We start from the raw sequence: 25408 nt of genomic DNA, 5'->3' as shown, positions 1-25408 counted from the left end.
CCTAATCAAACTTAGAGAAGTCTGCAGGACGCTTCTCCATAAAGGCGGTTGCCGCTTCTTTAAATTCCTCAGAAGTGAGACGATCCTGGAAATGGCGGCCCTCCTCCTGAATAAACTCCAACCCCTTTTCTTGAGTTGCGCGGCGCAGTAACTGCTTAGACAGGCGCACGGCAGCCGGTGCCTTAGCTGCTAGCTCAACAGCCACTTCGCGAGCACGTACAATTGCCTGTTCTGGATCAACTGCCTCATTACAAATACCAATATTGACCGCTTCTTGAGCGCTGAACTTTTTGCCCAACAGCAGCAACTCCGATGCCTTTGCGTGACCGGCAATACGGGGCAGCAGATAACTGGAACCATACTCAGGACAAAGCCCCAAGTTCACAAATGGCATCTGGAACATGGCATCATGACCGGCAAATGACAGGTCACAGTGCAGCAGCATGGTGGTGCCGATCCCCACTGCCGGACCATTCACGGCCGCAACCACTGGCTTCGGGAAGTTGTAGAGCGCACTCATAAACTGGAAGACAGGAGACTCCTCTCCCTCTGCAGAGCCACCGAGAAAATCTGCCAAATCGTTACCACTGGTAAAAATACCTTCAGCACCAGTAAGGATAACTACGCGGATATCACTATTATTGACAGCACTATTGAGGAGCTCCGCCATGGCGGTGTACATCACCATGGTCAGTGCATTTTTGCGCTCAGGGCGATTGATAGTTATTTCCAGGATACGCTCGTTGACCTGGGCCTGAATTTCCGCGCATGCGCTTTGCATAATGTTCTCCGGGTTCGAATCATTTGAGACTGATAGACAGCCGTTAGTGGCTAAAAAAACAGAGCCGCGAGTAAACACAGAGCTCTTACTCGTTTTTCCGGGATACTAATAGGATTGATACCTAAGCGTGCAACCGCGAAAACAGCTAATTACAGTTAATAGGCGTAAAATTGTGTTGCGGCCCACAAAGGGTAGCAACTTTCATCTTATTAGTTAGCACAAAAGGCTTGATATCCAGGTAAATAGCCGCGAGCCGCCTTTGGCAGGCGATTCATATTAACCGTTGCACCCTCAGAGGCGAGTTCATAAACAACCACATTCGTTGACGGGAATAGCCCGGTAGAACATTGACACCGGGCTATTCGTTCAGATTGCCGATTAAGGCTTTAGTGCGGAATCTCTGCGTAGAGGCTGGCACATACAGTGAACGCCGCCTCCTCCGGGAGTAATCATGGAAATATCTGGATCAATGACCTCCAGACCGTGGGCCCTGCACTTCTCGGCAAGGCCGGTATTGGCTTTGGGCAGCATCACTCGATCATTCCCCAGGGCCACCACATTGACTCCCAGCTCCAGCACTTGCGGGAAGGGAATATCGATAATCTCGATATTGCGGCTCTTGAACCACTGCACCAACTCAGGTTCTACGGCATCGACACAGATAGCCGCAAGCTTTTCCGCCAACATCGCCACCAAAACATCGATATGTAGGAAGAAAGGATCAAACTGGTAGCCTTTCACTTCCCAGCCCTCCTTCTCTACCCAGCTCTTCATCTGTGCAAAGCCCTGGGGACTGGTGCGCTCACCGGAATAACCACACAGAATAACTCCCGGCTCCAGCACCATAAAATCACCACCTTCCAAAGAGCCGGCGGTGATGACATCGTAAATGGGAATTTCCAGTTCAGCATACTTCTTGACGATGGGAGCCCACTCCCCCCGGCGCCAAGGGCTAAACATTTGCGTAACAATTGGCCCCCAGGGGGTCATTACTGAAGAATCACGCCCATAGATCTGGTAAGGCAGGCTGCTGTCTGCCGGAATCAGGTGGGTAGTCACTCCCGCATGGCGGTAGGCATCCAGCATTTCTCTGTGTTGCGCCTCAGCCACTTTGTGGTCGAACTGCATTCCCAAGCGCTCGGCGCGACGGGCACTGGCATTTCCTGTGCGCCAACTGAAATTATCCACGGGACCGATTAATACATCACGCAATACACCGTACTCGGAGTCCATTCCCCAGTTAGTCAGTGGAGCTGTACCGCCGTTGTCCTTGCGGTACTTCAAGGTAAATTCACTCATGATCAATCCAAATCGGTTTATAGGACCACAGCCAGTCCTGCAGACTCGCCAGGCATACTTATTTCATATTGATTAGCAGGGATTATCAGCCCACTTCGGCGCTGTTTAACATGGCATGTAACAGGACGTTACAGCCGGCTTCTAGGTGTCCCGGTTCAGCCGACTCCGCCTCATTGTGTGAAAGCCCCCCGGCACAGGGCACGAAAATCATTGACACGGGTGCAACCCGGGAAACGTAGACCGAGTCGTGCCCAGCTCCAGAAACCATCTTGCGATGACTGTAACCCAAGTTCTGCACTGCACTATCTACCGCCTCGACGCAGCCTTTGTCGAATGCCACAGGCGGTGAGTACCACTCGTCGCGTACATCAATGGCGACACCACTGGCTTCCTGAGCCTGCTCAGCTACCCGATAGAGGGTACGGTGCAAGTGCTCTAACCCTTCCGGTGTCGGATGACGTAAATCCAGTGCAAGGACGACTTTTTCCGGCACTGTGTTGCGGCTGCCTGGCGCTGCACGCAAATCGCCACAGGTAATTCTGGCATCTATAGAGTAAGCCCTCACTTCTCCATAAAGCTTCTCACACAGCCATGCCATGGCCTGCACAGGATCGCGGCGATCTTCCATTGGGGTGGGTCCCGCGTGACAGGGAGTTCCAAAGAAGGTGACATCGTACCAACGAATCCCCTGCACCCCGGTGACGACACCAATCACCTGATCCTGCTTTTCTAAAATTGGCCCTTGCTCAATATGTGCCTCAAAGGCGGCCTTAATCGGTGTCGGTTGGGCAGGTTCAGGTCCCAGGTATCCGATGCGCTCCAGTTCCTGGCCAATTGTAACCCCGGACTTATCCATGCGGCTGTGGCCATAATCGAGGCTGAATTCTCCAGCCCAAACTCCAGATCCCACCATAGCGGGGGAGAAACGAGCCCCTTCTTCATTAGTCCAGACCACCACCTCGAGGGGAGCCTTGGTTCGAACCCCGCGCTCCTCAAGGGTGCGCAACACTTCGAGACCGGCCAATACACCGTACACACCATCAAACTTTCCACCGGTGGGCTGGGTATCCAGGTGTGACCCTGTAATGACCGCGGGCAGGTTGTTGTCGGTGCCAAGGCGCCGGGCAAAGATATTACCCATGCGATCCACACGAATTTCACAGCCGATTTCCCGGCACCAGCGTACGAACAGGTCGCGTCCTTTGCGATCCTCATCGGTCAGTGCCTGCCGGTTACAACCACCAGCTGGGGTTGCACCGATTTCAGCCATTTGCATAAGGCTTTGCCATAGACGCGCGCCGTCGATACGCATTTGTTGTGCGGGGTTTTCCATTCAATGAACTCCGGGCCTAATATTGAGGATCATACTAATCGCTTTGCCAAAACTTATGTTTTGATACGGGCAGATTAAAGAGAGCATTATTTCGCCGCTGATCAAAACTCGACCAGGAATACGCCCAAATGACTCTCACCTATAGCTCATACCTGAAAATTGACGAGCTGCTTGAGTGCCAGAAGCCTCTTTCCGATGGCCCTGAACACGATGAACTTCTATTTATTGTGATACACCAGAGCTACGAGCTGTGGTTTAAGCAGATGTTACATGAACTGGACTTTCTGGTACGGCTCTTCAATAACGGCGAACGCAACCGCGCGCTACACACCCTAAAACGTGTAGATAAGATCTATCGCACGCTGATCCAACAGGTGGATATCCTCGAGACCCTGACACCATTGGAGTTCTTATCATTCCGCGACCGCCTATCAACCGCCAGTGGTTTTCAGTCGTTTCAGTTCCGCGAGCTGGAATTCCTCTACGGGTCCAAAGATCCAAAAAAACTGGAGAATTATGAGCCCGGCTCGGACCACTACCAGCGCCTGATGAAGCGGTTGGAAGCTCCGACCTTATGGGATGCATTCCTGAGATTCCTGGTTCACGAGGGTCTCCCGGTACCTGCACAAGAATTAAACCGGGACTTTCGCCAAGTTGCCGAACCGTCTCCCGCAATACAAAAAGTTCTCATCGATATCTATCGCAGTGACCCCCTACTGAGTGAAATCTGCGAGGCCCTGGTCGATATCGACTCATCTTTACAACAATGGCGCTACCGACATGTAAAGATGGTAGAACGGACCATTGGCAGTAAGATGGGCACGGGGGGATCCAGCGGTGTTGGGTACCTGAAGAACACTCTGTTCAAAGTGGTATTTCCCGATCTCTGGGCCATTCGCGCTGAACTCTAACGGTCAAAGGCTACACATTCCCTGTTGAAAGACTCGTTTTTTGACTTTCAACAAATAGAGACGGGCATAAAAAAAGCCAGCAACTTGCTGGCTTTTTACTCTTCTGCAGAAGCAGACTGACTTCTCGCTGAATTACTTCTCGAAGGGCACCAGAGATACCTGGATTCCCGGGCTCACTTCCTTGGCAGCATCTGCGATCTGTACATAGGTGTCAGCACTGGATTTGTTGTGCGCACGTACAATCACAATGGCTTGAGGATTCTCGGCATACAGCTGCGCGATACGAGCGCGAACAGCGCGGCTATCGATGCGGCTACCACCTAAAGTGATTTCATCGTTGGCGTTCACAACCAGCAGGATATTTTGCTTGTCTGGATCAGGCGGATTGTCCTGGGTCTGATTCGGATCAGGCACATTTACGTCCAACGCTTTCTCTTTTACAAAGGACGCCGTTACGATAAAGAAGATCAGCATGATGAACACTACGTCCAGCATGGGCGTCAGGTCGATATCCGCCTTTTCTTCTTCTACGGCCTTTCCGCGTCGTCTACTCATAAAACACCGTGCTGTTATCAAATACCAAGGGTGCCGGTTTAACCGGTCTCATCTGGTGGGCAAGATTGCCGCGAATCGCCTGGCATTGCAAGTACAACCTATAACCCAAGGAAATAACTATTACAAATCAATGAGTTACAGAGAACACCCAAGCGATAAGGTCAATTTTTGATCGAAAAATCCGACTAGCGCTGCTCCAGATAACGCTGGTAATCGGGTACTTCGCGGTCAAATTCACAGTCCATCAGGGCCGATTGGATGATCATATCGGCACTACTCGAGTTACAGGCCACAGGAATATTCCAGGCCGCCGCAATCCGCAGCAGTGCCTTTACGTCTGGATCATGGGGCATGGGCTCAAAGGGGTCCCAGAAGAAGACCAGCAGGTCTACTACCCCCTCACTGATGCGGGCTCCCAATTGCTGATCGCCACCCAAGGGGCCGCTCAGGAGCTTCTCCACTTCAAGGCCAGTAGCTTCCTCTATCTTTCCGCCCGTTGTGCCAGTAGCCAGAAGGCTGTGCCTTTCCAGTAGAGAGCGGTGTCGAAGGCACCACTGAATCATAGCCCCCTTGCGATTGTCATGGGCAACCAGAGCAATGCGTTTACTGGCAGGTAGCGCCTTAGAGATAAATTCCATGAGGACCTCAACAAAATATAACGCTTCTATATTATCCCAACCACACGGAAGTTGTTCTCTTCCTGCCCGATCCAACGGTGTATTAGGGAATTGCTTTCAACAGAAATAGGTTCACCCCGGTATAATATTCAAAACCTCGTACCTAAATAAGGAGAGAATATGAGCGTAGGAGCCTGGGAGCCACAGGTGAGTGGCCAGCAAGAAGAAAACCATTGGGAATTCGACCGGGATCAATTGCAGAGGCTTATCAGTGTTGCCATCTCTGATAACAGCCTGAGCGATAAACTAAATGAGGAAGACCTAAGAGCATCACAGCTTATTCGCCTGCCTGCTCAACAATGGTTAGAGGAAAGCCAACATTGGAATAACGAGCAGCTGTGGCAGCTCATACGCTTCTTTACTCTCGCAGAAATGGAATTGACTGGATGGGATGCGGGAGCAGAGTCCGCTGTGATTCCTCTGGCAAAAGAGTTACGCAAACGCAAAGCTCCACTGCAAAAAGAGCAACTGCTCTGGATTCGCCAACACTCCAATAACCGCTACCTACCCTACGGACCGCTATAACCGATTTAAGACAATAGCCATTCTTTCTGACACGGTGATAGAGCCACTAAGCTATCCTCTATCACCTAGTCCTCTCTACATAGTGATCGACGCCTTAAAAAAGAATCACCCGGCCTCTCTAATACAGTTCAGAAACCTTTAAACATTCCAGCCTTTATCCCGTGATCCCTGTCACTGACAAAGTCCATTTCAAGACAATAACAGGCTAACTAAGTATTGCCTGGGCAAGGTTAAAGTTGTTTTCAGGAAAGAACATTGCGAAGCCCAATTGGGGAGCCCGCCTTTACCATTATTAAGTCAAGGGTCTTTAACGGGCAAGACAGGGTTAAGAAGGAGATAAACTGTCACTAGATAACAAAGAATTCCCTTTCAATATGCCTATTCAGCAAGTTACAAATTTCAAAATCTTTGAAATCTTATAGCTCAGCGAATACCCACTAACTTTTTGCTATTGCATTCGTGGCCCAGTTAACTCCAGCCATGAAAAGGTGATACTGGTCGCGCTTATTTCACAAAAATCCCTCCTCGAATCTCTGGCAAAAGCAAATCGACTGCTGACACCAATGGGAAAATTCTTCGTAGATATCGAACTCAATCCAGGCAATATCCCTATCAACACAAAGGCTATATCAATAATCAAAGGTGGGTGTGTACATTCAGGAAAGCGCCTAAAACTAAAAAGGGGAAGGAACACATTGCGCTCGGCACCCTATGAGGCATGGATACCGATTACGAGCTCACAAGGATATATTCACAGCGCGCCTCGAGTGCAGTGCATTCTTTCCTGATACCTAAATAGCGATTCCCCTCTTCTAGTGAGCTTTTAGGCTTTAAAGGTAAAGTGTGGATCACTGTATATATTAGCCGCCGGCGAAAGCAGTACTGTAATCACAGCTACTCTCAAGGCCCATCTATGCAAGTTTCCACAGGGAGCCATGCCCCTTCATAGGGTTTCTTACAGGAACTGGATACCTCTACTAAGCCACACATGGCCTGTGACCTAATCAGGGAAGCACAAGTTTCATGAGATGACTCAGTGTTTCTTTAACTGCAGGGCCAATTAGCAAACCGAGTATCGAGCGTTTTTATTCAACAACTCTAGGATGGGAACTCTCCACCCTGAACAAGCCGGTAAAGATCCTCTGTTACAGACAGCAGATACTAAGAATTCACCGATTACAGTCCGTTAAGTTTTGTTAACCAGATACTCCACCTATACACAACTTCTCTAGCCAGAGTTTGAGTCGCGTCAGACCTCCAAATACATATAGGTTTTATCTCCTTAGCAAAAAACGGAAGCCGCCGACAATCCATAGGAAATTACTCAACTATTCACTTGCGGTTACTCATTTTGCTTAATGCTTTGAAAGAAAAACAAAACCATCCCCGGCTATGTAAATTTTACTCATTCACCTCTGAAAACTCTCCTTTTAGGCCCTGAAGTTGAAAATATATAAAAAAAATCCAATTTTTTTATAGGAAATAGCAAAATTCCTTATAAAACACTTGCATTTAGGTATACAAATAAGCTGCAATTAGCGCCGCTCTCTTGGGGGGACTCACTATCAATTGTTTTCTGCCGAAAACAGACGTCTTCGGCAGTGCAAATCACTGTGAAGATGGCTGAGAATAATTGATAGGAATGCCCCCATTTAACAAAACAATACTTTTGCAGGGAAATTTAAATGGCTACTAAAAAAGCACCCGCAGTCGCCACTGGCGATATTGCACAATTGGAAGCAGAACTGCGCTCTCTTACCACCAAACTGGAAAGCGCCCGTCTCAAACAAGAGAAGGACCTGACTGCTCAAGTGGAAAAGTTGGCAAACAGTGCCAAGAAAGCCGCAGAGAAAGCGAAAGCTACTCAAGAAAAAGTTGCCGCTGTTCGCGCCAAGAAGAAAACTCCAGCACAACAAAACCAGCTGAAGAAAGCTCGCGATGCTGCCGCAGCAGCTAAAACAGCCGCTGCAGAGGCCAAAACTGCTGCTGCAAATGCGAAAGAAGAACTGGCCAGCATCAAAGCGGCAAACAAGCTTGCCGCTAAAGTAGCCAAAGTTGTCGCTAAAGAAGAAGCCGCGATTGCCAAGAAGCTGGCTGCTGAAGAGAAGAAGAAGGCCGCTGCAGAAGCCAAAAAAGCTGCAGCTGCTGCCAAGAAAACAACTGCTGCAAAGAAAAAGCCCGGCCGCCCAGCCAAAGCTGATGCCGCTAAGAAAAAGCCTGGCCGTCCGCCCAAGGCCGCTAGCACTGAAGAGCCGAAGAAAAAGCCAGGTCGCCCCAAGAAAACCGAAGAAGCTAAAAAGCCCGGTCGTCCAGCCAAAAGCGAAGCCGCCAAGAAAAAGCCTGGCCGTCCAAAGAAAACTGAAACCGAAGCAGCAACAACTGAAGCTGCTCCTGTAAAACGCGGTCGCGGCCGCCCGCCAAAGGCAGAAACTGCGAAAAAGAAGCCCGGTCGCCCGGCCAAAAGCGAAGCAGCCAAGAAAAAGCCAGGGCGCCCCAAAAAAGTTGACGCCGCAACCCCAGCTGCAACTGAAGCTGCTCCTGTAAAGCGTGGTCGCGGTCGCCCACCCAAGGCTAAGTAAGTCACTTAGCCGATTCAGTTGGGGCTACGGCTCCAACTGAATAGACCCCGGCAATTCCGGGGTCTGCACTTCAGCTCTTTTCGTTCTCAGTAGCAAGCCTGACCTCTCGTATACAGTGGTCCTCTCCCAAAAACAAAACACAATCAGCCCAGTTGGGCATGTCACTAATAAGATTTCTTGTTATCCGCTCGTAGTGCTCAATAAAGCGATCCAACTCAGAATCTTGCATACCCACGCCAGTGCGCTCACGCAATCTTTGTTCCTGCAGTTTACGCCACACAGCTATTGACTCCATTCCCGGCGCACACAGCATCACCATAGTGTCTACGCGCTTAAACAGCTCCATATAAGACCCTTGCAGCTGCTGATTGATAAAGTTTCTCCAGAGGCCGGAAGCATCATCGGTCCTTTCCAGTGCGTTAATAGGCTGCGGTGGGGTTTCCGATGCCCTAGCGCCAAGGCACCAACCCTCAAATAAGACAATATCCACCCTACCCTTATGTACCGGCCACCCAGAGCGAGGAACCCTATCATCTTTGGATTTATCAAAACGCGGCAGGGGTATTTTGGATTGCTCCTGAGCGCTACGAAGGGCATCCAGAGTTTCTATTCCCAATTGAACATCGTGAGTACCCGGTACACCGCGGGTGCACAGGAGCGGGTGAACCTCTTGTGAGAGCTGATAACGCTGTGAGCGGGTCAGGTAAATATCATCCATCGAGAAAGTACAGCTGTTGAGTCCCAGCCTCGTTAGAACCTGGCAAATAAAATCCGACAACGTTGACTTACCAGTGCCCTGGCCACCACTGATCCCCACAACCAAGGTTTGCCCTTCACGGTGTCGCTGAACCAGCCACAATGCCAATGGTAGGTAATAGGCCTCAATCTCCCGGAAGAAATCCGAGGGAAGCCGATGCTGCTGAATAAAACTGTCAATTTCTTCTCTCAAGCTTTCCCCGGCTAACTTGCGGCTAAGCTTGGTAAGCTCTTCCGGCCAGTGTGTAAGCATTTCTGTTCCTAACTTCTGCTCTAACTGTTTCCCAATATTTTCTCCGGCTTTTGCCCCAACTATCAGTCAAAACCTTTAATCACAATAAAGAAACGGGGGCATTAGCCCCCGTAAGTCGTGATCACAAAAATAGTCTAACCAAGAGCTAGCCTAGCTCAACTGAGGACTAGCGACCTTTTTCCTGGAAAATTTATCACGTAAATGCCCTGGCAAAACCAGCAACACCGGAGTCACCAGTAACGTCAGCAGTGTGGAGAAAGACAGTCCATAGACGATGGCACTAGCCAACTTGACCCAAAAGGAAGCAATAACACCATCCACCACAACGTTTCTTCCCACCATATCGACGCTCACCCCAAGCGCTAACGGCAACAAACCGAGAATCGTAGTCGCAGTAGTGAGAAATACCGGACGCAACCTTTGTGTGGAAGCCTTGAGAGCCGCTTCTGCGGGGCTAAGTCCAGGCTCACTCTTACGCACAAAGTTATAGGTATCGATCAATACAATATTGTTGTTAACCACAATCCCTGCGAGAGCAACGATCCCTACCCCAGTCATGATGACACTGAAGGTGCTCTGGCTAAGTAACAATCCCAACATCACCCCTAACGTCGACATAATCACTGAAGACAAAATCAACAACGACTGATAAAAGCTGTTGAACTGGGTTACTAGCAGGATAAACATCAAAAACAGTGAAAGCAGAAAAGCCACACCTAAAAACTGGAATGACTCATTCTGCTCTTCATCCGCACCGCGAAAGAGTAACTCCACACTGGGATCTACAGGATTCTGCTCAAGCCAGGCCCGGATTTCTTTCACCTTGTCATCCGGTAATACGCCCTCCTGGGCATCGGCTTTTACCTGCATGCGGGTAATACCATCAATCCTTTCAATCTTGTCCACCTTCGGCATGGCCACCGTCTGTACAAAACTGCTGATTGGCACTGTACCGCGCGGAGTATTTACTTTTAGTTGATCCAGGGCGGCAATACCGCGAGCACTCTGTGGATAACGAATGCGGATATCTACTTCTTCATCGGTGTCATCGGGGCGGTACTCCGCCACGCGTACACCGTTGGTCACCAACTGAACCGCTCGCCCCACCTCAGTTAAATCAGCTCCATACAGGGAAGCCTTGGCACGGTCTACCCGCACCTCCCACTGGATACCCGGCAGTGGTGCGGTATTCACAATATCCCGTAAACCACCGAAGTCATCCTCCATCGCCCGGTGCAAACGCCAGGTTTCCGCTAACAATTTTTCGTAATCCTGCCCACGTAACTCCAGCACAATATCCTTGCCGACTGGCGGGCCCCCTTCCATTACATTGGCCGTAACTTTGATCCCGGCAAAATCCGCTGTACGCACACGGATATCTTCGAAAATATCCCGGCTGCGCCGCTCGCGTTCTTCGGCAGGCAATAGTTCCACCAACATATTGGCAATCTGGTCCGGTGCGCGATCGGAGTTGCCTGAAATCCCACCGGAGCCGATCGTCGTATGTGCAATCCGTACTTCGGGAATGCTAAGCACTGCTTTTTCCACCTGGGCAACCAATACTTTCTTCTCCGCCATGGAGAGGTTGCCCTGAGCCCGGATCTCAACGTTGCCGTACTGCTCCTCGGTCTCGGTGAAAAATTCGACCCCGGCGCCGAAACGGCCAAAAGCGATAAAAATAGAAACCAAGAGAACAATCGTAGTGGCGAAGGCCATTGCCGGGCGGCGCAGAACAAAAGCCAAGAAGCGGGCATAGAAACCAGTAATTCCCGGCAAATGCGCGGGCTGTCCCTCTTCTAGCTGCTTTAAATAATTGCGCGTGGAACTGGCCAAATTACTTTTGCCAAACAAAGCACCCAGCACCGGAGCAAAAAACAGTGCGTAGAGCAGCGACCCTGCTAATACCGCAAAGACGGTGACCGGCAGGTAGCGCATGAACTCTCCGACTACCCCCGGCCAAAGCATAATCGGTAGGAAAGCGGCGAGCGTGGTTGCGGTGGAGGCCACTACCGGCCAAAACATACGGCTGACCGAAGCGATATAAGCGTTTCGTGCGCTCATACCTTCAGCCATTTTGCGATCGGCAAACTCGGTAATAACAATGGAGCCATCGATCAGCATGCCGAGAGCCAGCAACATGCCGAACATCACCATAAAATTAAAGGAATAACCCAGATACCATGTGACGATAGAGCCAAACAGTAAAGAGAACGGCACCCCCAGGCCCACCAAAATGCCTGAGCGGAACCCCAAGGCGGCCACCACAATAATCATCACCAGCAGCATCGCGGTAAGAATATTGCCCTGCATCTCGCTGACCATATCCCGCGCAAAGTTGGACTGGTCAAAAACAAACTCGACTTTTACGCCCTGGGGCAATGCTCCCAACTCCTCTTGCACCACCGATCTGACCCGGTCGGCCACATTAACGGAGCTGGCGTCGTTGCGTTTCTCTACATTAATAGCGAGTCCTGGCCGACCATTGATACTGGTATAACTCACAGCGTCCTTAAAGGTGCGACGAATATCGGTGACATCACCGAGGGTAACCACACCATCCGCAGAGTTCTTTAGTGGGATTTCATAGACATCCTGTGCGCTCTCAATAAGGCCAGGAACCTTGACAGAAAAACGTCCGCGATCCGTATCCAGTTCCCCTGCGGGAATCAGCAGGTTATTACCCAGTACCGCATTAATCAGTTCCGCGCTGGTCACTTGGTAGTGTTCCAGACGCACCGGGTCGATTGTTGCCTCGACCACCTCTTCGCGATTGCCGTGTAGATCTGCACTCAAGACATCGCTGATATTTTCTATTTTGCGCTTGAGCAGCTGGGCACTGCTGAGCAGTACCCGCTCACTGACTTTTTCCCCGGAGAGGGTAACCACAATTGTGGGGAAGGGTTGTGCCGATGCCTCCTCGACGGTGGGTTCCTCCGCATCCCTGGGCAGTTTTGCACGAGCACGCTCCACCGCATTGCGGATATCATCCACTGCATCATCCACATCAATTGCGGAGTCGAATTCCACCACGATATAGGCCAGAGACTCGCGGGCGACCGCAATCACCTCGACAACGCCTTCGACAGCACGAATTTCCTGCTCCAGGGGGCGGACTAGCAGACGCACACCATCTTCGGGAGAAATCCCCTCATGGGTCACCTGCACTACCACAAATGGAGGGTTTACTTCAGGGCTAGACTCAATTGTCATAGCGCCGCGGGCCACCAGCCCCACAAGGACAATCAACAGCATCAGGCAAATAGCGCTGCGATTACGCTCAATCGCGCTCTCTAATAATTTCATCGCTAGTTACCTTCCTGATCTTCCTGTGCGGGCAGCCCCTTTGAGGCGGGCATCACTTCAGGATCAATATCCACAGATGGGGATTGCGCATTCAGTGCGGGTTCTGCCGGGTGCATATCGACCCGAACAATATCGCCCTGGCTCACATACTCCTGACCGACGGTAATCAGAGTAACCGGGTCCGGCAAACCGCTGACCCAAACACCCCCATCCCCATCGCCCACCAAGGTAACGTTGATAAAATCTACCCGATTGTTTTCATCGAGAACACGCACGCCCAATGTGCCGCTGTCATCCAGTGTCAGTAGCGAGGAATTAATATGGTGTGCCAGAATTTCACCGGTGGGCAGAGCCAGGCGACCACTCAAACCTCCGCGCAGCAGGTTACCGGGATTATTCACCGCCACCTCAACCCGGTAAGCGCGGGTCACCTCTTGGGCCTGCTGGCTGATATAACGCAACTTGCCCTTAACCGGGATACCGCGCTGTAATTCTGCGCTAGCCGGGCCCGCGGGAACCAGATTGCCCACTTGATTCTCGGAGACCTCGCCAACCACCAGAATCGGATCCAAATCCAGCAGAGTCGCACACTCCTCTCCCCGGCGAATAAAATCCCCCAGCTCTACCGCGCGCTTATTGACCACACCAGCAAAAGGCGCGCGAACTTTCAGGTTATCCACCATCACCTTGGCCGAAGTGAAATCCGCCTGCGCCTGTGCCAGGGCAACGCTCTGTTGAGCCATAGCCGTATCAGACTGCAGGCCCTTATTTTTCAAGCGCTCGGCGCCGGCATAATCCAGCCGCGCTTTATTTAACGCGGCTTCGGCCAGGGCCAGTTTTTCCAGGCGATCTTCCGCTTCAATTTCACAAATCACCTCGCCTTGCCGCACTTGGCTTCCCTCAGCTACAGGCAGTCGGGAAATAACGCCATCTAGCTCTGCCCGCAGGCGCACGCTGCGATTCGCTTCGGTATGACCATTGACCAACACCCGTGTAGCGTAGGACTGAGCCTCAATTCGCTGAGCCTGAACCCGTATGGCCATCTCGGGCACAACTCCAACCTCTTCAGCAGGGCTAACGTCGTCGCCCTCCTTCTCAGGCAATAAAACTCCACTGAACAGCCAGGCAAGGGCCAGCAGGGTAACGAGCAGGGCGATTCGATAATTTCGGTTAGACCAGATGGATACCAGTGCACTCATAAATAGAAACCTGTCAGGCACAAATAAAACTGCCGCCGCTGGCGCAGTGATTTGAGTAGACCAAATTTTACACAGCCCAGCCATATTCCTAAATTGAAATCTCAGAGAAATAGATCAGGTGACATAGCTGCGGGGCCGGCGACATCAGCAGATGTCTGAGCACAATGAGTATAAGAAGGGGGGAACACTTCGCGGGCAGCGCCGGAAAAATATGTACTAAGCAGCAGAGAGAGACCGGCCAGACAAATCCACAGGAGACACTGGCCGCATCATTTTAAAAGAAATTAAGACAGCATCGATTCCAGAAAACCGAGCATATCGGACTCATCATCAATCAATTCACCAGAACCAAATTCTGCATTCCAGTCGAGAAGTATTCTCGCCAGAGCCCTGGCCTGATCTGCCAAAGCAACCAACTCCTCGCGGCAATTCTTCGGCCCGGTATAGAGTTTTAATTTGCGGTGGCTATCGGCCAACTGGTGGCTCGGATACTTGGAGCGGTACACCTCCAGCTTCCAGCGCAGCGAGTGCACCATGTTGCGGTAAAAGGTCAACTTTGTCGGCAGCTGCAACAGGGAAAAATCTTCCAAATCACCAAACAGGGTGCAATCGAGCCCGAGTACCTGGGTCTCACGGCTATTGTGTGCGGCAAAAACATTAGCGCTGCGGGGCTCCGCCAACAGCATGGAGAGATCGCCGAATAGTTCTCCTGGGCGGATAACCGCGAGAGTCCGCTCCCCTCCATGACCGCTAGCTTCCACCTGGACCTGCAATTCACCACGCAGCAGGAAAAAAACCCACTGATCGACATCGCCAGCGCGCAGTAACTGCTCCCCCGGCTGCAAACTCAAAAGCCTGGAGCGCTTTAACAGTACGTCGTACTGCCACTCACTGGCCGCACGAATATCACGAAACAAATGAATAACGTTTAGGAGCTTATCGACAGCTTCCCGCGGATAGTCAATAAGAGGCTTAATTTCCATAGATACCGCAAAATTAGTGAAAACTTTTCCATTTTTTCCCGAAGTGTGGCGGATGCCACTTGGCGAGGCCGGATTCTAAACGATATCGGTCTGCCACACCCGTCGATGGCTATGACAATCGTTTCCCGGCTTAGACCCGCGATGCCGCGCGGGAGGGCATTCTAACCTCACTAGGCTTGAACTCCATTGCAGTTGCAGTAGAGTTAGGCGAAGTGTTGAGCACAGTGTGCTCTCTCACACTTTCAATGCGCACTCATTCATAGGATTTGTGTGCACCGGGGAGGGATACCTCAATTTTAATAACCGGAGCCACGCTTCCGGACTTGCAGACACCATAGAACAATGAAATCGATAAAAATTGTCTTCTCACTTTGGGTGTTAACTTTTGCTGTAACTGCCTCAGCTGCACCGCTCTTAAATGGCCTTGCGCTCGAACAACAATTCAACAAAGAGCTCTATATCGCCGCCATCTACTCAGAGAGTCTCTCCACTGACTCCGCCAACCTCTACAACACAGAGATACCCCGGCGCCTGGAAGTACGGGTGTTGGCCAAGAGCCTGCCCGCGCGCCGCTTCCGCAATCAGTGGATGGAGAGTATCGCCATCAATAACCGCGGTGACACACTGAGCAGCCAAGCTGAAGATATGGTGACCTTCGCCAACCTATTTAGAGGCCGCCTGCACCGCGGGGACCAGTTAGCCGTAGACTTCGCTGCCGACAGCGGTATCACCACGGTTTCCCTCAATGGCATCACTCTCGGTGAGATAGCCAACCCGGATTTCTTCAATACCCTGTTGCGCGCTTGGATCGGCCCAGTGCCCCCTTCTACGGATTTCCGCGATGGCCTGCTCTCCGCTGGTGATGTCCCCGCTTCCCTTCGCTCCACTTTCGAGAGTTTGGAGCCCAGCAGCGAGCGTATTGCTGAGCTGCAGCTGAAGCAGATTGGCCAGGAGGAGGCTCTCGCCGCGGCACAGGCCCCTCAGAAAGAAGAGGAGTTAGCCAAGCCCACAATGGTTGAGGTGGATCTCGCCCCCCCCACCATGACTCTGACTCCGGCAACTCCCGCAGCCTCTGCACCGCAAGCTTCAGAAACACTTACTTCAGAAGCACTTGAAGTGGCCGAGGAAGTCACAGAGCAAGTGGCTGAGGCTGCAGATTCTCTTACCCAGGTGGAGGGAGAGCCGCTGGAATTGGAGGGGGAGAATAACAGCGAGCCAACGCAACTAGCGGCAAGCAGCCCTGAAAATATGGCCGCTGTCGATATGGATGACGAATTTGAAGAGGAAGATGAGGCGCCTCTGACCGCCGGCATGATACTCGCTCGCCAAATTTACACCTCTAATTTGCTGCGCCACACCTTCCGTCATATTCGCTATCCCAAACGCGCCCAGGAGCGTGGCCAGGAAGGCAGTGTGCGCCTGAATGTAGTGATCAATCCCCGCGGAGAGGTGATTGATATTCAGGCAATCCAGGAGTCTCGATTCGGCACGCTTAACCGAGAAGCCCGCGCAGCCGTCGAGAGAGCGGCCCCCTACCCTGCAGTACCCGCACAGCTGGGAGAGGAATCCTTCAGCTTCTCGCTGCCAATTACCTTTAACTTGCCTGACTAAATTGCTCTCCTAGACTAAATTGCTCTCCTAAAAGCCCCACCCAGTGGGGCTTTTGCTGAAAAAACACTGTTAGTATTTCTCCAGATTTCCCCTCCTTGCTAGCGCGGTCCCGGCTTGAAAGAAGCCACCATCTGCCGCAGCCCATCTGCCGCTAGACGCAGCCCTCTTGCCCAACCTCAGTGTCCCCTTTTACCATGTACCCTTGATTCAGCTGAGCAAAAATTAGCCAAAATGAAAAAACTACTATTACCTGTCGCGATTGCAGGCATCCTCGCCGGCACCCAACTATCCCTAACGGCCCAGGCCCACGACCACAGCGGTTCAGGTCATCACAAGGCCGCAGCTGAGCAGACGCAACTCTCGTCCGGTATCGACCTCAGCGCCATGGATACCAGCGTGCGCCCACAGGATGACTTCTTCGCATATGTGAATGGTACCTGGCTGAAAAACACCGAGATTCCCGCAGACAAGTCCCGTTGGGGCGGCTTCTCAATCCTGCGTGACAAGAGTACCGAACAGGTTAAAACACTGATTATGGAGGCCGGTAAAGGCGCCAGCAGTGCCGACGCCAAGCAGATTGGCGATCTTTACAACAGCTTTATGAATGAAAAGCTGATCGAGAAAAAAGGCATTGCCGCCGTTTCCTCCGAACTCGCCAAGATCGATGCTATTAAAACCCGCAAGGATCTGACCGACTTCTTCGCCTATGCCGACATCGCCGGCTATGACGTCCCCTTCGGTGGCGGCATTTACCAGGACCTGAAGCAGGTCGAGGACTACATCACCTTCCTGTGGCAAGCGGGCCTGGGCCTGCCAGACCGCGACTACTACTTCGAAGATACCGAGAAGAGCAAAGGCCTACGCAAAGCTTATAAAGAGTACCTGGTACAAATCCAGGAGCTGGCTGAGCTCGATAATGCCGAGGCGTTCTCCGGCAAAATCTTCAAACTGGAAGAGAGCCTGGCCAAACACCACCGCACCCGCCTGGATAACCGCGATCCCGAAAAATATTACAACAAGAAATCCGTTGCCGAGCTGAAAGAACTGATGCCCGCAGTGGACTGGGACAGCTACCTGAAAACCGCCAAGCTGGCCAAGGCCGACAACTTTATTGTGGGTCAGCCCGAGTACCTGGAAGCCGCCAACCAGATCATCGTCGATACCGACATAGCCACCTGGAAGCGCTACCTGAAGGTCAAGGTACTTTCTGCCATGGCGCCCTATATGCATAGTGACATTGCCCAGGCGCATTTCGACTTTTACAACACCAAGCTGCACGGTGTAGAACAGATGGAACCCCGCTGGAAGCGCGGCGTAGAGTTTGTGAATGGCGCAGTCGGTGAGCTGGTCGGCAAGCGCTACGTGGAGAAGTACTTCCCACCGGAAGCCAAGGCACGCATGACAGTCTTGGTGGACAACCTGAAAGCTGCCTACCGTGAATCCATCGAGTCTTTAGAGTGGATGGGCGAGGACACCCGCAAGCAGGCGCTGTTCAAGCTGGAGAACTTTACGACCAAGATCGGCTACCCCGACAAGTGGCGCGACTACTCCGCCCTCAAAGTGGACGCCGACAATCTCGTGAACAACGTGCTTGCAGCCAATCTGTTTGAAGCCAGCTACGATCGCAACAAATTGGGTAAGCCCATCGATCGCGGTGAGTGGGGCATGAGCCCACAGACTGTGAACGCCTACTACAACCCGGCGATGAACGAGATCGTTTTCCCAGCGGCCATTCTGCAACCGCCTTTCTTTGATCTGAATGCCGACGACGCGGTGAACTACGGTGGCATCGGTGGCGTTATCGGCCATGAAATCGGTCACGGCTTCGACGACAAGGGTAGTAAGTTTGATGGCAGGGGCTACTTGAACAACTGGTGGACCGACTCCGACCGCAGTAACTTCGAGAACCTCACCGGAAAACTGGTTTCCCAGTACGATGCATTCGAACCTCTAGAAGGCGAGCACATTAACGGCAACCTGACTCTGGGGGAAAACATCGGTGACCTATCCGGCCTGGGCATCGCCTACAAAGCCTACAAAATGTCCCTGAATGGCAAAGAAGCCCCGGTAATCGATGGCTTTACCGGCGATCAGCGTGTATTCCTCGGCTGGGCCCAGGTATGGCGCAGCAAGATTCGCGATGAAGCTCTGAGTGGCCGTATGAAGGTGGATACCCACTCCCCCGCCGAGTACCGGGTGAAAGGTGTTCTGCCCAATATCGAAGCCTTCTACGAAGCCTTCGATGTGAAAGAGGGTGACGGCATGTACCTGCCAAAAGAGGAGCGTGTGAAGATCTGGTAATCGTTGGAAAAATCCGACTAAGAATGACCGGTTTTGAACACCACCGGCCGCTCCGGCGGCCGGTTTCCCGCCTTAATGTTCCGCTAGCCAGACTTCCCGGCTCCCCTCATCCCCCCTCACTTTCGTACCATTTATTTCGTCGCCACTACAAGCTGGACAACCCCTTGCCCCAATGGCTTAAGATGGACAGCGTGCTTTTATAAGAGATATCACCAATGGCCCATCGCACCCAGTTTCAGCTGCTTGCCAGTCGCCGTTTTCTGCCTTTCTTTATCACCCAGTTTTTAGGCGCTTTTAACGATAATGTCTATAAAAACGCCCTGATCGTGATGATCGCCTTCCGCCTGGTGGAGAGCGAAGCCAATGCGCTGATCAACATTGCCGCCGGCCTGTTTATCCTGCCCTTTTTCTTGTTTTCTGCATCCGCTGGCCAGATTGCGGACAAATTCGATAAGAGCCGCTTAATCAGGCTGATCAAACTGGGGGAGATCGTGATTGGCGCCCTTGGTATTGGTGCCCTTTACAGCGGCAACCACGTGTTCTGTCTCGCTGTGCTTTTCTTGCTCGGGGTGCAATCTGCATTCTTTGGGCCGGTCAAATACGCCATCCTGCCCCAGTCCCTAAAGCGCTCCGAGCTGGTCGGGGGCAACGCTCTGGTGGAGATGGGCACTTTTGTCGGTATCCTCGCCGGTACCATTGTCGGCGGCCTGCTCGCAGGCCTGACTGGACAGGGGGAGCACGGTCTCTTTTATCTAAGCCTAATTATTATGGGCGCTGCGATATTTGGTTACCTAGCGAGCCGCTGGATTCCCAAAAGTCCCGCGCCCGCTCCAAACCTGCGTATCAACCCGAACCCCGTCACACAAACCCGTAACATCTTAAGTACCACCGCCAAAACCCCGTCGATTTTCTATGCCATCATCGGCATCTCTTGGTTTTGGTTGCTGGGCGCGGCCTATCTGACTCAGATACCCAGCTTTACTAAAAACGTGCTGGGAGGAGATGAATCTCTCGTTACCTTGCTGCTATGCGCATTCACTATCGGCATTGCGCTGGGCTCCATGCTTTGCGAGCGCCTATCCGACGGTCATATCGAGCTGGGCCTGGTGCCGCTGGGTGCAGCCGGTCTCACTATTGCCGGCATTGCCCTATCCTTCGCCGGGAATAGTTTCCAGGAATTACAGCAGCCCACGCTGACCGCATTCTTCAACAGCGATGGCGCCCTCGCGATTCTTACCTGTATCGTATTGCTGGGTATTTTCGGCGGTCTCTACATAGTGCCCCTCTACGCCATGATGCAAGACCGCTCGGCAGCAGAGATTCGCGCTCAGATTATCTCGGTCAACAATATCCTCAACGCCTTATTTATGGTGATCTCGGCGCTGATGGGTATTTTGTTCCTGAATATACTGCAGGCCTCGATTCCAGAGTTTTTCCTGATTATCGCGCTGATGAATGCTGCGGTAGCAATCTTTGTATTCACCAAGGTGCCAGAGTTCGCCATGCGCCTTCTTATCTGGATGCTCTCGCACACCATGTACCGGGTCAAACACCAAGGACTGGAGAAAATTCCCGCAGAGGGACCGGCTCTGATTGTATGCAATCATGTGAGCTATGTAGATGCCCTGTTACTGGCGGGCGCCGTACGCCGGCCAATTCGCTTTATTATGTACAAGCCGATTTACGAAATCCCAGTGCTGCACTTTATCTTTCGCACCGGGCGCGCCATTCCCATCTGCTCCAAAACCCAGGATCCAGCAGGCTATGAGCAGGCATTCAGGGATATTGAGCAAGGCCTAAAAAGTGGCGACCTGCTGTGCATTTTCCCCGAGGGGCAACTCACCAAAGATGGGGAATTACAACCCTTTAAAGCCGGCATAGAAAAGATTCTGGCACGCACACCAGTTCCGGTTATACCCATGGCCCTGCGTGGACTTTGGGGTAGCTTCTTCAGCCATAAGGGCGGACATGCTTTCACCACATTGCCAAAGCGTTTCTGGTCCAAGGTCTGCGTAGTGGCGGGCTCACCGATTGAGGCACCGGAAGCCAAGGCCCAGGCTTTGCGCGATGAGGTTCTAGAGCTTCGCGGAGAAAAAAGGTAAGGCTTTAGTCACCTTAATAAAGTTGCCTTACTGGAGTTGCCTTACTGGGCTGGATCAATACCAGCCCAGTAATCTAACGCCAATTATCAATCCTTACTACGCCAAGCCCTACAATAAAGCGGTGGTTATTGTCGCCGTACGGCTAACCTATGCTTATCTAAGCTCCATCAAATGTAACCCCATCAAAAGTAAGCTCACAGTCATAAGATGAGAATCACTAGGAGCTAAGCATCAGTTTTATAAATTGCCGAAGGCACCTGGTGACGAACAAGCACTAGTCAGCGGGCAGCCCCATGCAAGGAAATGGTAATGGCTCGACAAAATCAGTTCCAACTACTGAGAAAACGCCGATTCCTACCTTTATTCCTCACACTTATTAGCATCTACTTCAACAGTAACCTCTTCAGAAACGCATTATTAGTCATTTTTGCTTTTCATTTAGCAAAAGCTGAAGCTAACGCCCTAATTAACCTCGCTACAGGCCTTTATCTTTTACCTTTTTTCCTATTTTCAATTACTGCGGGTCAATTGGCGGACAGGTATGATAAAAGCAAATTACTTAAGCTCATTAAATTATTGGAGATACCCATTGTACTCCTCGGCGCCTTTGCAATTTACATCAGCAATACGCCCTTAAGCTTTTTTGTTCTGTTTCTATTGGCAAGCCATGAAGCCTTCTACAGCCCTGTGCGTTATGCGATTATGCCCCAACACCTGAAGCGCCAGGAACTCATGGGTGGCAATGGGGTGACACAAATGGGAATGTTTGCTGGTGCTCTAGGCGGTGCAATTGCAGGAACATTAATCGCAGACTTTATGAAACCTGGTCAACATGGGGTGTTATATCTCACCCTCATCATGTTACTTATCGCAATATTTGGCTACTTAAGCAGCCGGGCAATTCCATTAGCGCCGCCAGTTACGCCTCACTTAAAGATTAACTGGAATCCTGCCAAGCAGACCCTTCAAATCCTACATCAATCAATGAAGAACCCTGCCATTTTTTATTCGATCATTGCCTCTTCTTGGTTCTGGCTAATAAGCACCACCTTTTCGGCACAACTTCCCAGTTTTACAAAGAATACCCTGGGTGCCAGCGAGATGGTGGTCACCCTGATGATCTGCTGCCTGACAGTTGGTGTGGCACTAGGCTCACTGATATGTGAAGGCCTGTCCAAAGGCCGCATTACTTTTGGGATTGTGCCTATTGGTGGTATTGGTATCACTCTGGGAGGACTGGGATTGGGTTTTAGTGCAATGGAATTTCATACGCTGTCTGGAGCCGGTATCACTGAATTTCTTAGGAGCGATGGCTCTTTTCCAATTCTGCTTTACACTGTTCTAGTGGGTTTCTGTGGTGGGATTTATATCGTACCACTTTACACCATTATTCAAGACCGAGCAGAGAAACAGCTACGCGGACAAATCCTCGCACTCAGCAATATGTTTTTTGCCTTGTTTGTCATGCTCGTCTGTTTATTAAATATATACTTACTAGACATCGTGAAAATAACCATTCCACAGCTCTTTATATTCACATCCATTCTGAATTTTCTTACTCTTGCTTTTATCTGCCTCAAGCTGCCCGAATTATTGGTTCATCAGATCACTTGGATCTACTCAAATTTATTGACCCGAGTACGGAGTAAAAGCCTGGAGCAGGTACCTTCAAAAGAGGCCGCATTGCTTATCTGTGACTCTACAGATTACCGCGCTCCTCTACTTATCTACGACACCCTGCCCCGCCCAGTTCGATTTATACTCTCCCAATCTTTGTATAAAAACAAAGTGTTACGCTTTTCACTTAACAAAGGGGGTACGCCCCCAATTATTTATGCTACGAAGGAGATGACGGAGGACAATCTAGCGCTTGCTGAGATAGAGAAATCCGCACAGAGCGGGGAACTCTTGTGTTTGATGCTTGATCAAATCGTACCCTCTCAACCCTCCAATAGATTAAAAATGCCGCTGGATGAATTCTTACGACACCTAGCTATTCCTATTATTCCACTAATTATTCAAAGCAAAAAAGCAGCGAGTAAATTGAGCGGGAAAGTATTTTTGGCTGCTGAAGAGCCTTTAAGTGGCGACAACATTACTCATCAGGGCCTCTATCAAACCCTCTATCAAGCCAAATCAACGTCTATCAAAACCAAATTCTAAACAGCAATAGCATTAGACTGTAGATACTCTTATTGTTGGCGGAAATTTCTGCTGACATCCCAGCATTCAAAACCCCATTCCTGGCCTATGCTTTTTACTATTTATACTTTTACAGAGTGATCATTTAATTACTGCACCCGTTTACTAGAAGCAGACCAACCATGGACAGGTGCCAATGGCCCAACACAATCAGTTCACGCTTCTTTTCAAGCGCCGCTTTTTGCCTCTATTTCTCTCACTGACAAGTGCCACTTTCAATGACAATATTTTTAAAAATGCGCTCCTGGTGATGCTGGCGTTTCGTCTCTCCGAAGCAAAAGCCGACGCCTTAATCAATCTGGCAACGGGCTTTTATATATTGCCATATTTCCTTTTTTCCGTTACTGCCGGCCAGTTGGCGGATAAATATGACAAAAGCCAAATAATCAGGATTTTGAAGTTAGCGGAAATCTTCATCGTTTTACTTGGAGCCTATGGCCTGATTTATAACAATCAAACTATTAACTTTATTGTGCTCTTCCTACTGGCAAGCCATACAGCCATATTCAGCCCGGTGCGATATGCGATTTTGCCCCAACACCTAAAGCGTAGAGAATTGATGGGAGGCAATGGCCTTGCCCAGATGGGCTCTTTTGCCGGTGTGTTGAGCGGCACTATTGCCGGCACTCTATTAGCCGGATATACCAACCCCGGTCAATCTGGACTCAATGAATTGAGCGCGACTATGGCAGTGATAGCAGTCTTGGGCTATATCGCTAGTCGCCGAGTTCCCCAAGCACCAGCACCGGCCCCAGATTTGCGCATCGATTGGAACCCTGTCTCGCAAGCCTGGCGCATACTGCGGCTGACCACAAAGAATCCATCGGTTTTCTACGCAATTCTCGCCTGCTCCTGGTTCTGGCTAGTCAGTGCCGCCTACCTGGTTCAGGTACCCAGCCTTACCAAGAATGTACTGGGAGCCAGCGAACCGGTCATCACCATTATCCTGTGCTGTTTATCTATTGGTGTGGCGGCGGGCTCTCTGATGTGTGAAACCCTGTCTAGAGGACGTATTACCTTTGGCATAGTGCCCATTGGCGCTCTGGGTATGACACTGGCAGGACTGGGCCTCGGTATTACCACCGCCCAGTTTGAAACACTGTCCGGGGCATCCGTTGGCGAATACCTGCGTAGTGACGGCGCTTATGCCGTATTGATATACACAGCGTTACTGGGCATTTCCGGTGGTGTTTTTATTGTACCCCTTTACACCATTATGCAGGACAGGACAGATCGCGCAGTACGCGCGCAGGTGCTCTCACTGAACAATGTAATGAACGCCCTTTTTACTACGATCATTACACTGATCAATATATTTATTCTGGATGTGGTAAAAATTACCATTCCGCAGCTGTTTATTCTGATGGCTCTGATCAATTTTGCTGTAATGGCCTTATTGTTTTACAGGCTTCCAGAATTTATTGTGCACCTGCTGATCTGGCTCTCCTCACACCTCTTAGCCCGCACCGCCTATGGAAAGCTGAAAAAAATTCCCAAAAAAAGCGCCGCCTTATTGACCTGCAACGCTACTGTGAAACTGGCGCCCTTACTATTGATGGACACTTTACAAAGGCCTATTCGTTTCATTCTGCCCCAATGGTTCTACCAGTCTCCACTAATGCACTTTATTTTTAAGAACTACAATATTGCCCCCATTGTTTATGGGTCATCAGGAGACAAAACTCAATTGTCTACTGAAATACGCCAGGCACTAGAGAATGGTGAATTAATGTGTCTTTTTTACACGCAAGACCAGTTGGACAGTCTATTGACTGACATTGAGAAACCCCTAAGAACAGCCTTGATCGATACAAGCGCCCCGCTAATCCCTCTTGTCTTACAAGGCTTGAACTACAAGGCTCGAGGCAACCGCAACGCCAAAAGATTTAATCTTATCCCCAAAGTTCATATCAGCATCGGACAGCCTATCGCTGTGGAGAATACAAACGACTCAATCCTTACTAGGTAACCCCACAAATTGATAGCTACAACACCACTTCACCCTGAGTAATTGCACCACACCTACCACTTTATACTT

17 protein-coding genes are annotated in these 25408 nt (G+C 50.8%); 8 read left to right on the top strand and 9 right to left on the bottom strand.

Annotated features, from left to right (window positions below):
• Position 1 precedes the first annotated feature (1 nt).
• The 3 genes from FIU95_RS03210 to FIU95_RS03200 form a co-directional block, all read right to left on the bottom strand.
• The gene (locus tag FIU95_RS03210) at positions 2–781 is read right to left on the bottom strand and encodes an enoyl-CoA hydratase (RefSeq protein WP_152451426.1); all 780 of its coding nucleotides are present in this window, start codon (positions 779–781) and stop codon (positions 2–4) included.
• Positions 782–1159: 378 nt separating this feature from the next.
• A complete protein-coding gene (locus FIU95_RS03205) occupies positions 1160–2080 on the bottom strand; it encodes a dimethylarginine dimethylaminohydrolase family protein (RefSeq protein ID WP_152451424.1) in 921 nt (306 codons plus the stop codon).
• An 85-nt stretch (positions 2081–2165) separates the two neighbouring features.
• Positions 2166–3413: a Zn-dependent hydrolase gene (locus tag FIU95_RS03200; RefSeq protein ID WP_152451422.1), complete on the bottom strand. Its 1248-nt coding sequence runs from the start codon at positions 3411–3413 to the stop codon at positions 2166–2168.
• A gap of 128 nt (positions 3414–3541) precedes the next feature.
• Here FIU95_RS03200 and FIU95_RS03195 point away from each other — a divergent pair, with 128 nt between their 5' ends.
• Positions 3542–4324 (top strand): tryptophan 2,3-dioxygenase, encoded by a 783-nt coding sequence (locus FIU95_RS03195; RefSeq protein ID WP_152451420.1) that lies wholly within the window; start codon positions 3542–3544, stop codon positions 4322–4324.
• 132 nt (positions 4325–4456) lie between these two features.
• Here FIU95_RS03195 and FIU95_RS03190 read toward each other — a convergent pair whose 3' ends face one another.
• Complete coding sequence (locus FIU95_RS03190) at positions 4457–4879, bottom strand: biopolymer transporter ExbD (RefSeq protein WP_152451418.1); 423 nt, start codon at positions 4877–4879, stop codon at positions 4457–4459.
• A 185-nt stretch (positions 4880–5064) separates the two neighbouring features.
• Positions 5065–5517, bottom strand: coding sequence for a methylglyoxal synthase (locus tag FIU95_RS03185; RefSeq protein WP_152451416.1), 453 nt, complete (start codon positions 5515–5517; stop codon positions 5065–5067).
• A 159-nt stretch (positions 5518–5676) separates the two neighbouring features.
• Between FIU95_RS03185 and FIU95_RS03180 the strand changes: the two genes are divergently transcribed.
• Both FIU95_RS03180 and FIU95_RS03175 read left to right on the top strand, forming a co-directional pair.
• Entirely contained in the window at positions 5677–6081 is a 405-nt protein-coding gene (locus tag FIU95_RS03180) for a hypothetical protein (protein WP_152451414.1), read from the top strand.
• A 1685-nt stretch (positions 6082–7766) separates the two neighbouring features.
• A complete protein-coding gene (locus tag FIU95_RS03175) occupies positions 7767–8660 on the top strand; it encodes a hypothetical protein (protein ID WP_152451412.1) in 894 nt (297 codons plus the stop codon).
• 70 nt (positions 8661–8730) lie between these two features.
• Here the strand turns inward: FIU95_RS03175 and FIU95_RS03170 are convergent, their stop codons facing one another.
• From FIU95_RS03170 to FIU95_RS03155, 4 genes are all read right to left on the bottom strand, one after another.
• Positions 8731–9669, bottom strand: coding sequence for a phosphoribulokinase (locus FIU95_RS03170; protein ID WP_216646298.1), 939 nt, complete (start codon positions 9667–9669; stop codon positions 8731–8733).
• Positions 9670–9819: 150 nt separating this feature from the next.
• On the bottom strand, positions 9820–12972 hold the full coding sequence (locus FIU95_RS03165; RefSeq protein WP_152451410.1) for an efflux RND transporter permease subunit: 3153 nt from the start codon (positions 12970–12972) through the stop codon (positions 9820–9822).
• Between the two features lie 2 nt (positions 12973–12974).
• The gene (locus tag FIU95_RS03160; RefSeq protein WP_152451409.1) at positions 12975–14171 is read right to left on the bottom strand and encodes an efflux RND transporter periplasmic adaptor subunit; all 1197 of its coding nucleotides are present in this window, start codon (positions 14169–14171) and stop codon (positions 12975–12977) included.
• A gap of 284 nt (positions 14172–14455) precedes the next feature.
• Positions 14456–15154 carry a cyclic nucleotide-binding domain-containing protein gene (locus FIU95_RS03155; RefSeq protein ID WP_152451407.1) on the bottom strand — a complete coding sequence of 233 codons (699 nt, stop codon included), beginning with the start codon at positions 15152–15154 and terminating at the stop codon, positions 14456–14458.
• A gap of 342 nt (positions 15155–15496) precedes the next feature.
• On the opposite strand from FIU95_RS03155, the gene FIU95_RS03150 reads away from it, so the two are divergent.
• The 5 genes from FIU95_RS03150 (at position 15497) to FIU95_RS03130 (ending at position 25339) form a co-directional block, all read left to right on the top strand.
• Positions 15497–16765, top strand: a complete 1269-nt coding sequence (locus tag FIU95_RS03150) for a TonB family protein (protein WP_152451405.1) — start codon at positions 15497–15499, stop codon at positions 16763–16765.
• Between the two features lie 231 nt (positions 16766–16996).
• Entirely contained in the window at positions 16997–19066 is a 2070-nt protein-coding gene (locus tag FIU95_RS03145) for a M13 family metallopeptidase (protein WP_152451403.1), read from the top strand.
• 215 nt (positions 19067–19281) lie between these two features.
• Entirely contained in the window at positions 19282–21168 is a 1887-nt protein-coding gene (locus tag FIU95_RS03140; protein ID WP_152451401.1) for an MFS transporter, read from the top strand.
• A 309-nt stretch (positions 21169–21477) separates the two neighbouring features.
• On the top strand, positions 21478–23331 hold the full coding sequence (locus tag FIU95_RS03135) for an MFS transporter (RefSeq protein WP_172975307.1): 1854 nt from the start codon (positions 21478–21480) through the stop codon (positions 23329–23331).
• A gap of 175 nt (positions 23332–23506) precedes the next feature.
• Positions 23507–25339 (top strand): MFS transporter, encoded by a 1833-nt coding sequence (locus FIU95_RS03130; RefSeq protein ID WP_152451397.1) that lies wholly within the window; start codon positions 23507–23509, stop codon positions 25337–25339.
• The last annotated feature ends 69 nt before the right edge of the window (positions 25340–25408 follow it).

This window comes from Microbulbifer sp. THAF38 (assembly GCF_009363535.1).
GTDB lineage: Bacteria > Pseudomonadota > Gammaproteobacteria > Pseudomonadales > Cellvibrionaceae > Microbulbifer.
This window is presented reverse-complemented; position numbering and strand designations above follow the sequence as displayed.

Bases quoted from the DNA above. Each gene is read 5' to 3' on its own strand.
- FIU95_RS03145 (WP_152451403.1), top strand. From the start codon at position 16,997: ATGAAAAAACTACTATTACCTGTCGCGATTGCAGGCATCCTCGCCGGC.
- FIU95_RS03195 (WP_152451420.1), top strand. From the start codon at position 3,542: ATGACTCTCACCTATAGCTCATACCTGAAAATTGACGAGCTGCTTGAG.
- FIU95_RS03130 (WP_152451397.1), top strand. From the start codon at position 23,507: ATGGCCCAACACAATCAGTTCACGCTTCTTTTCAAGCGCCGCTTTTTG.
- FIU95_RS03160 (WP_152451409.1), bottom strand. From the start codon at position 14,171: ATGAGTGCACTGGTATCCATCTGGTCTAACCGAAATTATCGAATCGCC.
- FIU95_RS03200 (WP_152451422.1), bottom strand. From the start codon at position 3,413: ATGGAAAACCCCGCACAACAAATGCGTATCGACGGCGCGCGTCTATGG.
- FIU95_RS03185 (WP_152451416.1), bottom strand. From the start codon at position 5,517: ATGGAATTTATCTCTAAGGCGCTACCTGCCAGTAAACGCATTGCTCTG.
- FIU95_RS03175 (WP_152451412.1), top strand. From the start codon at position 7,767: ATGGCTACTAAAAAAGCACCCGCAGTCGCCACTGGCGATATTGCACAA.
- FIU95_RS03140 (WP_152451401.1), top strand. From the start codon at position 19,282: ATGGCCCATCGCACCCAGTTTCAGCTGCTTGCCAGTCGCCGTTTTCTG.
- FIU95_RS03190 (WP_152451418.1), bottom strand. From the start codon at position 4,879: ATGAGTAGACGACGCGGAAAGGCCGTAGAAGAAGAAAAGGCGGATATC.
- FIU95_RS03210 (WP_152451426.1), bottom strand. From the start codon at position 781: ATGCAAAGCGCATGCGCGGAAATTCAGGCCCAGGTCAACGAGCGTATC.
- FIU95_RS03205 (WP_152451424.1), bottom strand. From the start codon at position 2,080: ATGAGTGAATTTACCTTGAAGTACCGCAAGGACAACGGCGGTACAGCT.
- FIU95_RS03165 (WP_152451410.1), bottom strand. From the start codon at position 12,972: ATGAAATTATTAGAGAGCGCGATTGAGCGTAATCGCAGCGCTATTTGC.
- FIU95_RS03155 (WP_152451407.1), bottom strand. From the start codon at position 15,154: ATGGAAATTAAGCCTCTTATTGACTATCCGCGGGAAGCTGTCGATAAG.
- FIU95_RS03180 (WP_152451414.1), top strand. From the start codon at position 5,677: ATGAGCGTAGGAGCCTGGGAGCCACAGGTGAGTGGCCAGCAAGAAGAA.
- FIU95_RS03170 (WP_216646298.1), bottom strand. From the start codon at position 9,669: ATGCTTACACACTGGCCGGAAGAGCTTACCAAGCTTAGCCGCAAGTTA.
- FIU95_RS03135 (WP_172975307.1), top strand. From the start codon at position 21,478: ATGGCTCGACAAAATCAGTTCCAACTACTGAGAAAACGCCGATTCCTA.
- FIU95_RS03150 (WP_152451405.1), top strand. From the start codon at position 15,497: ATGAAATCGATAAAAATTGTCTTCTCACTTTGGGTGTTAACTTTTGCT.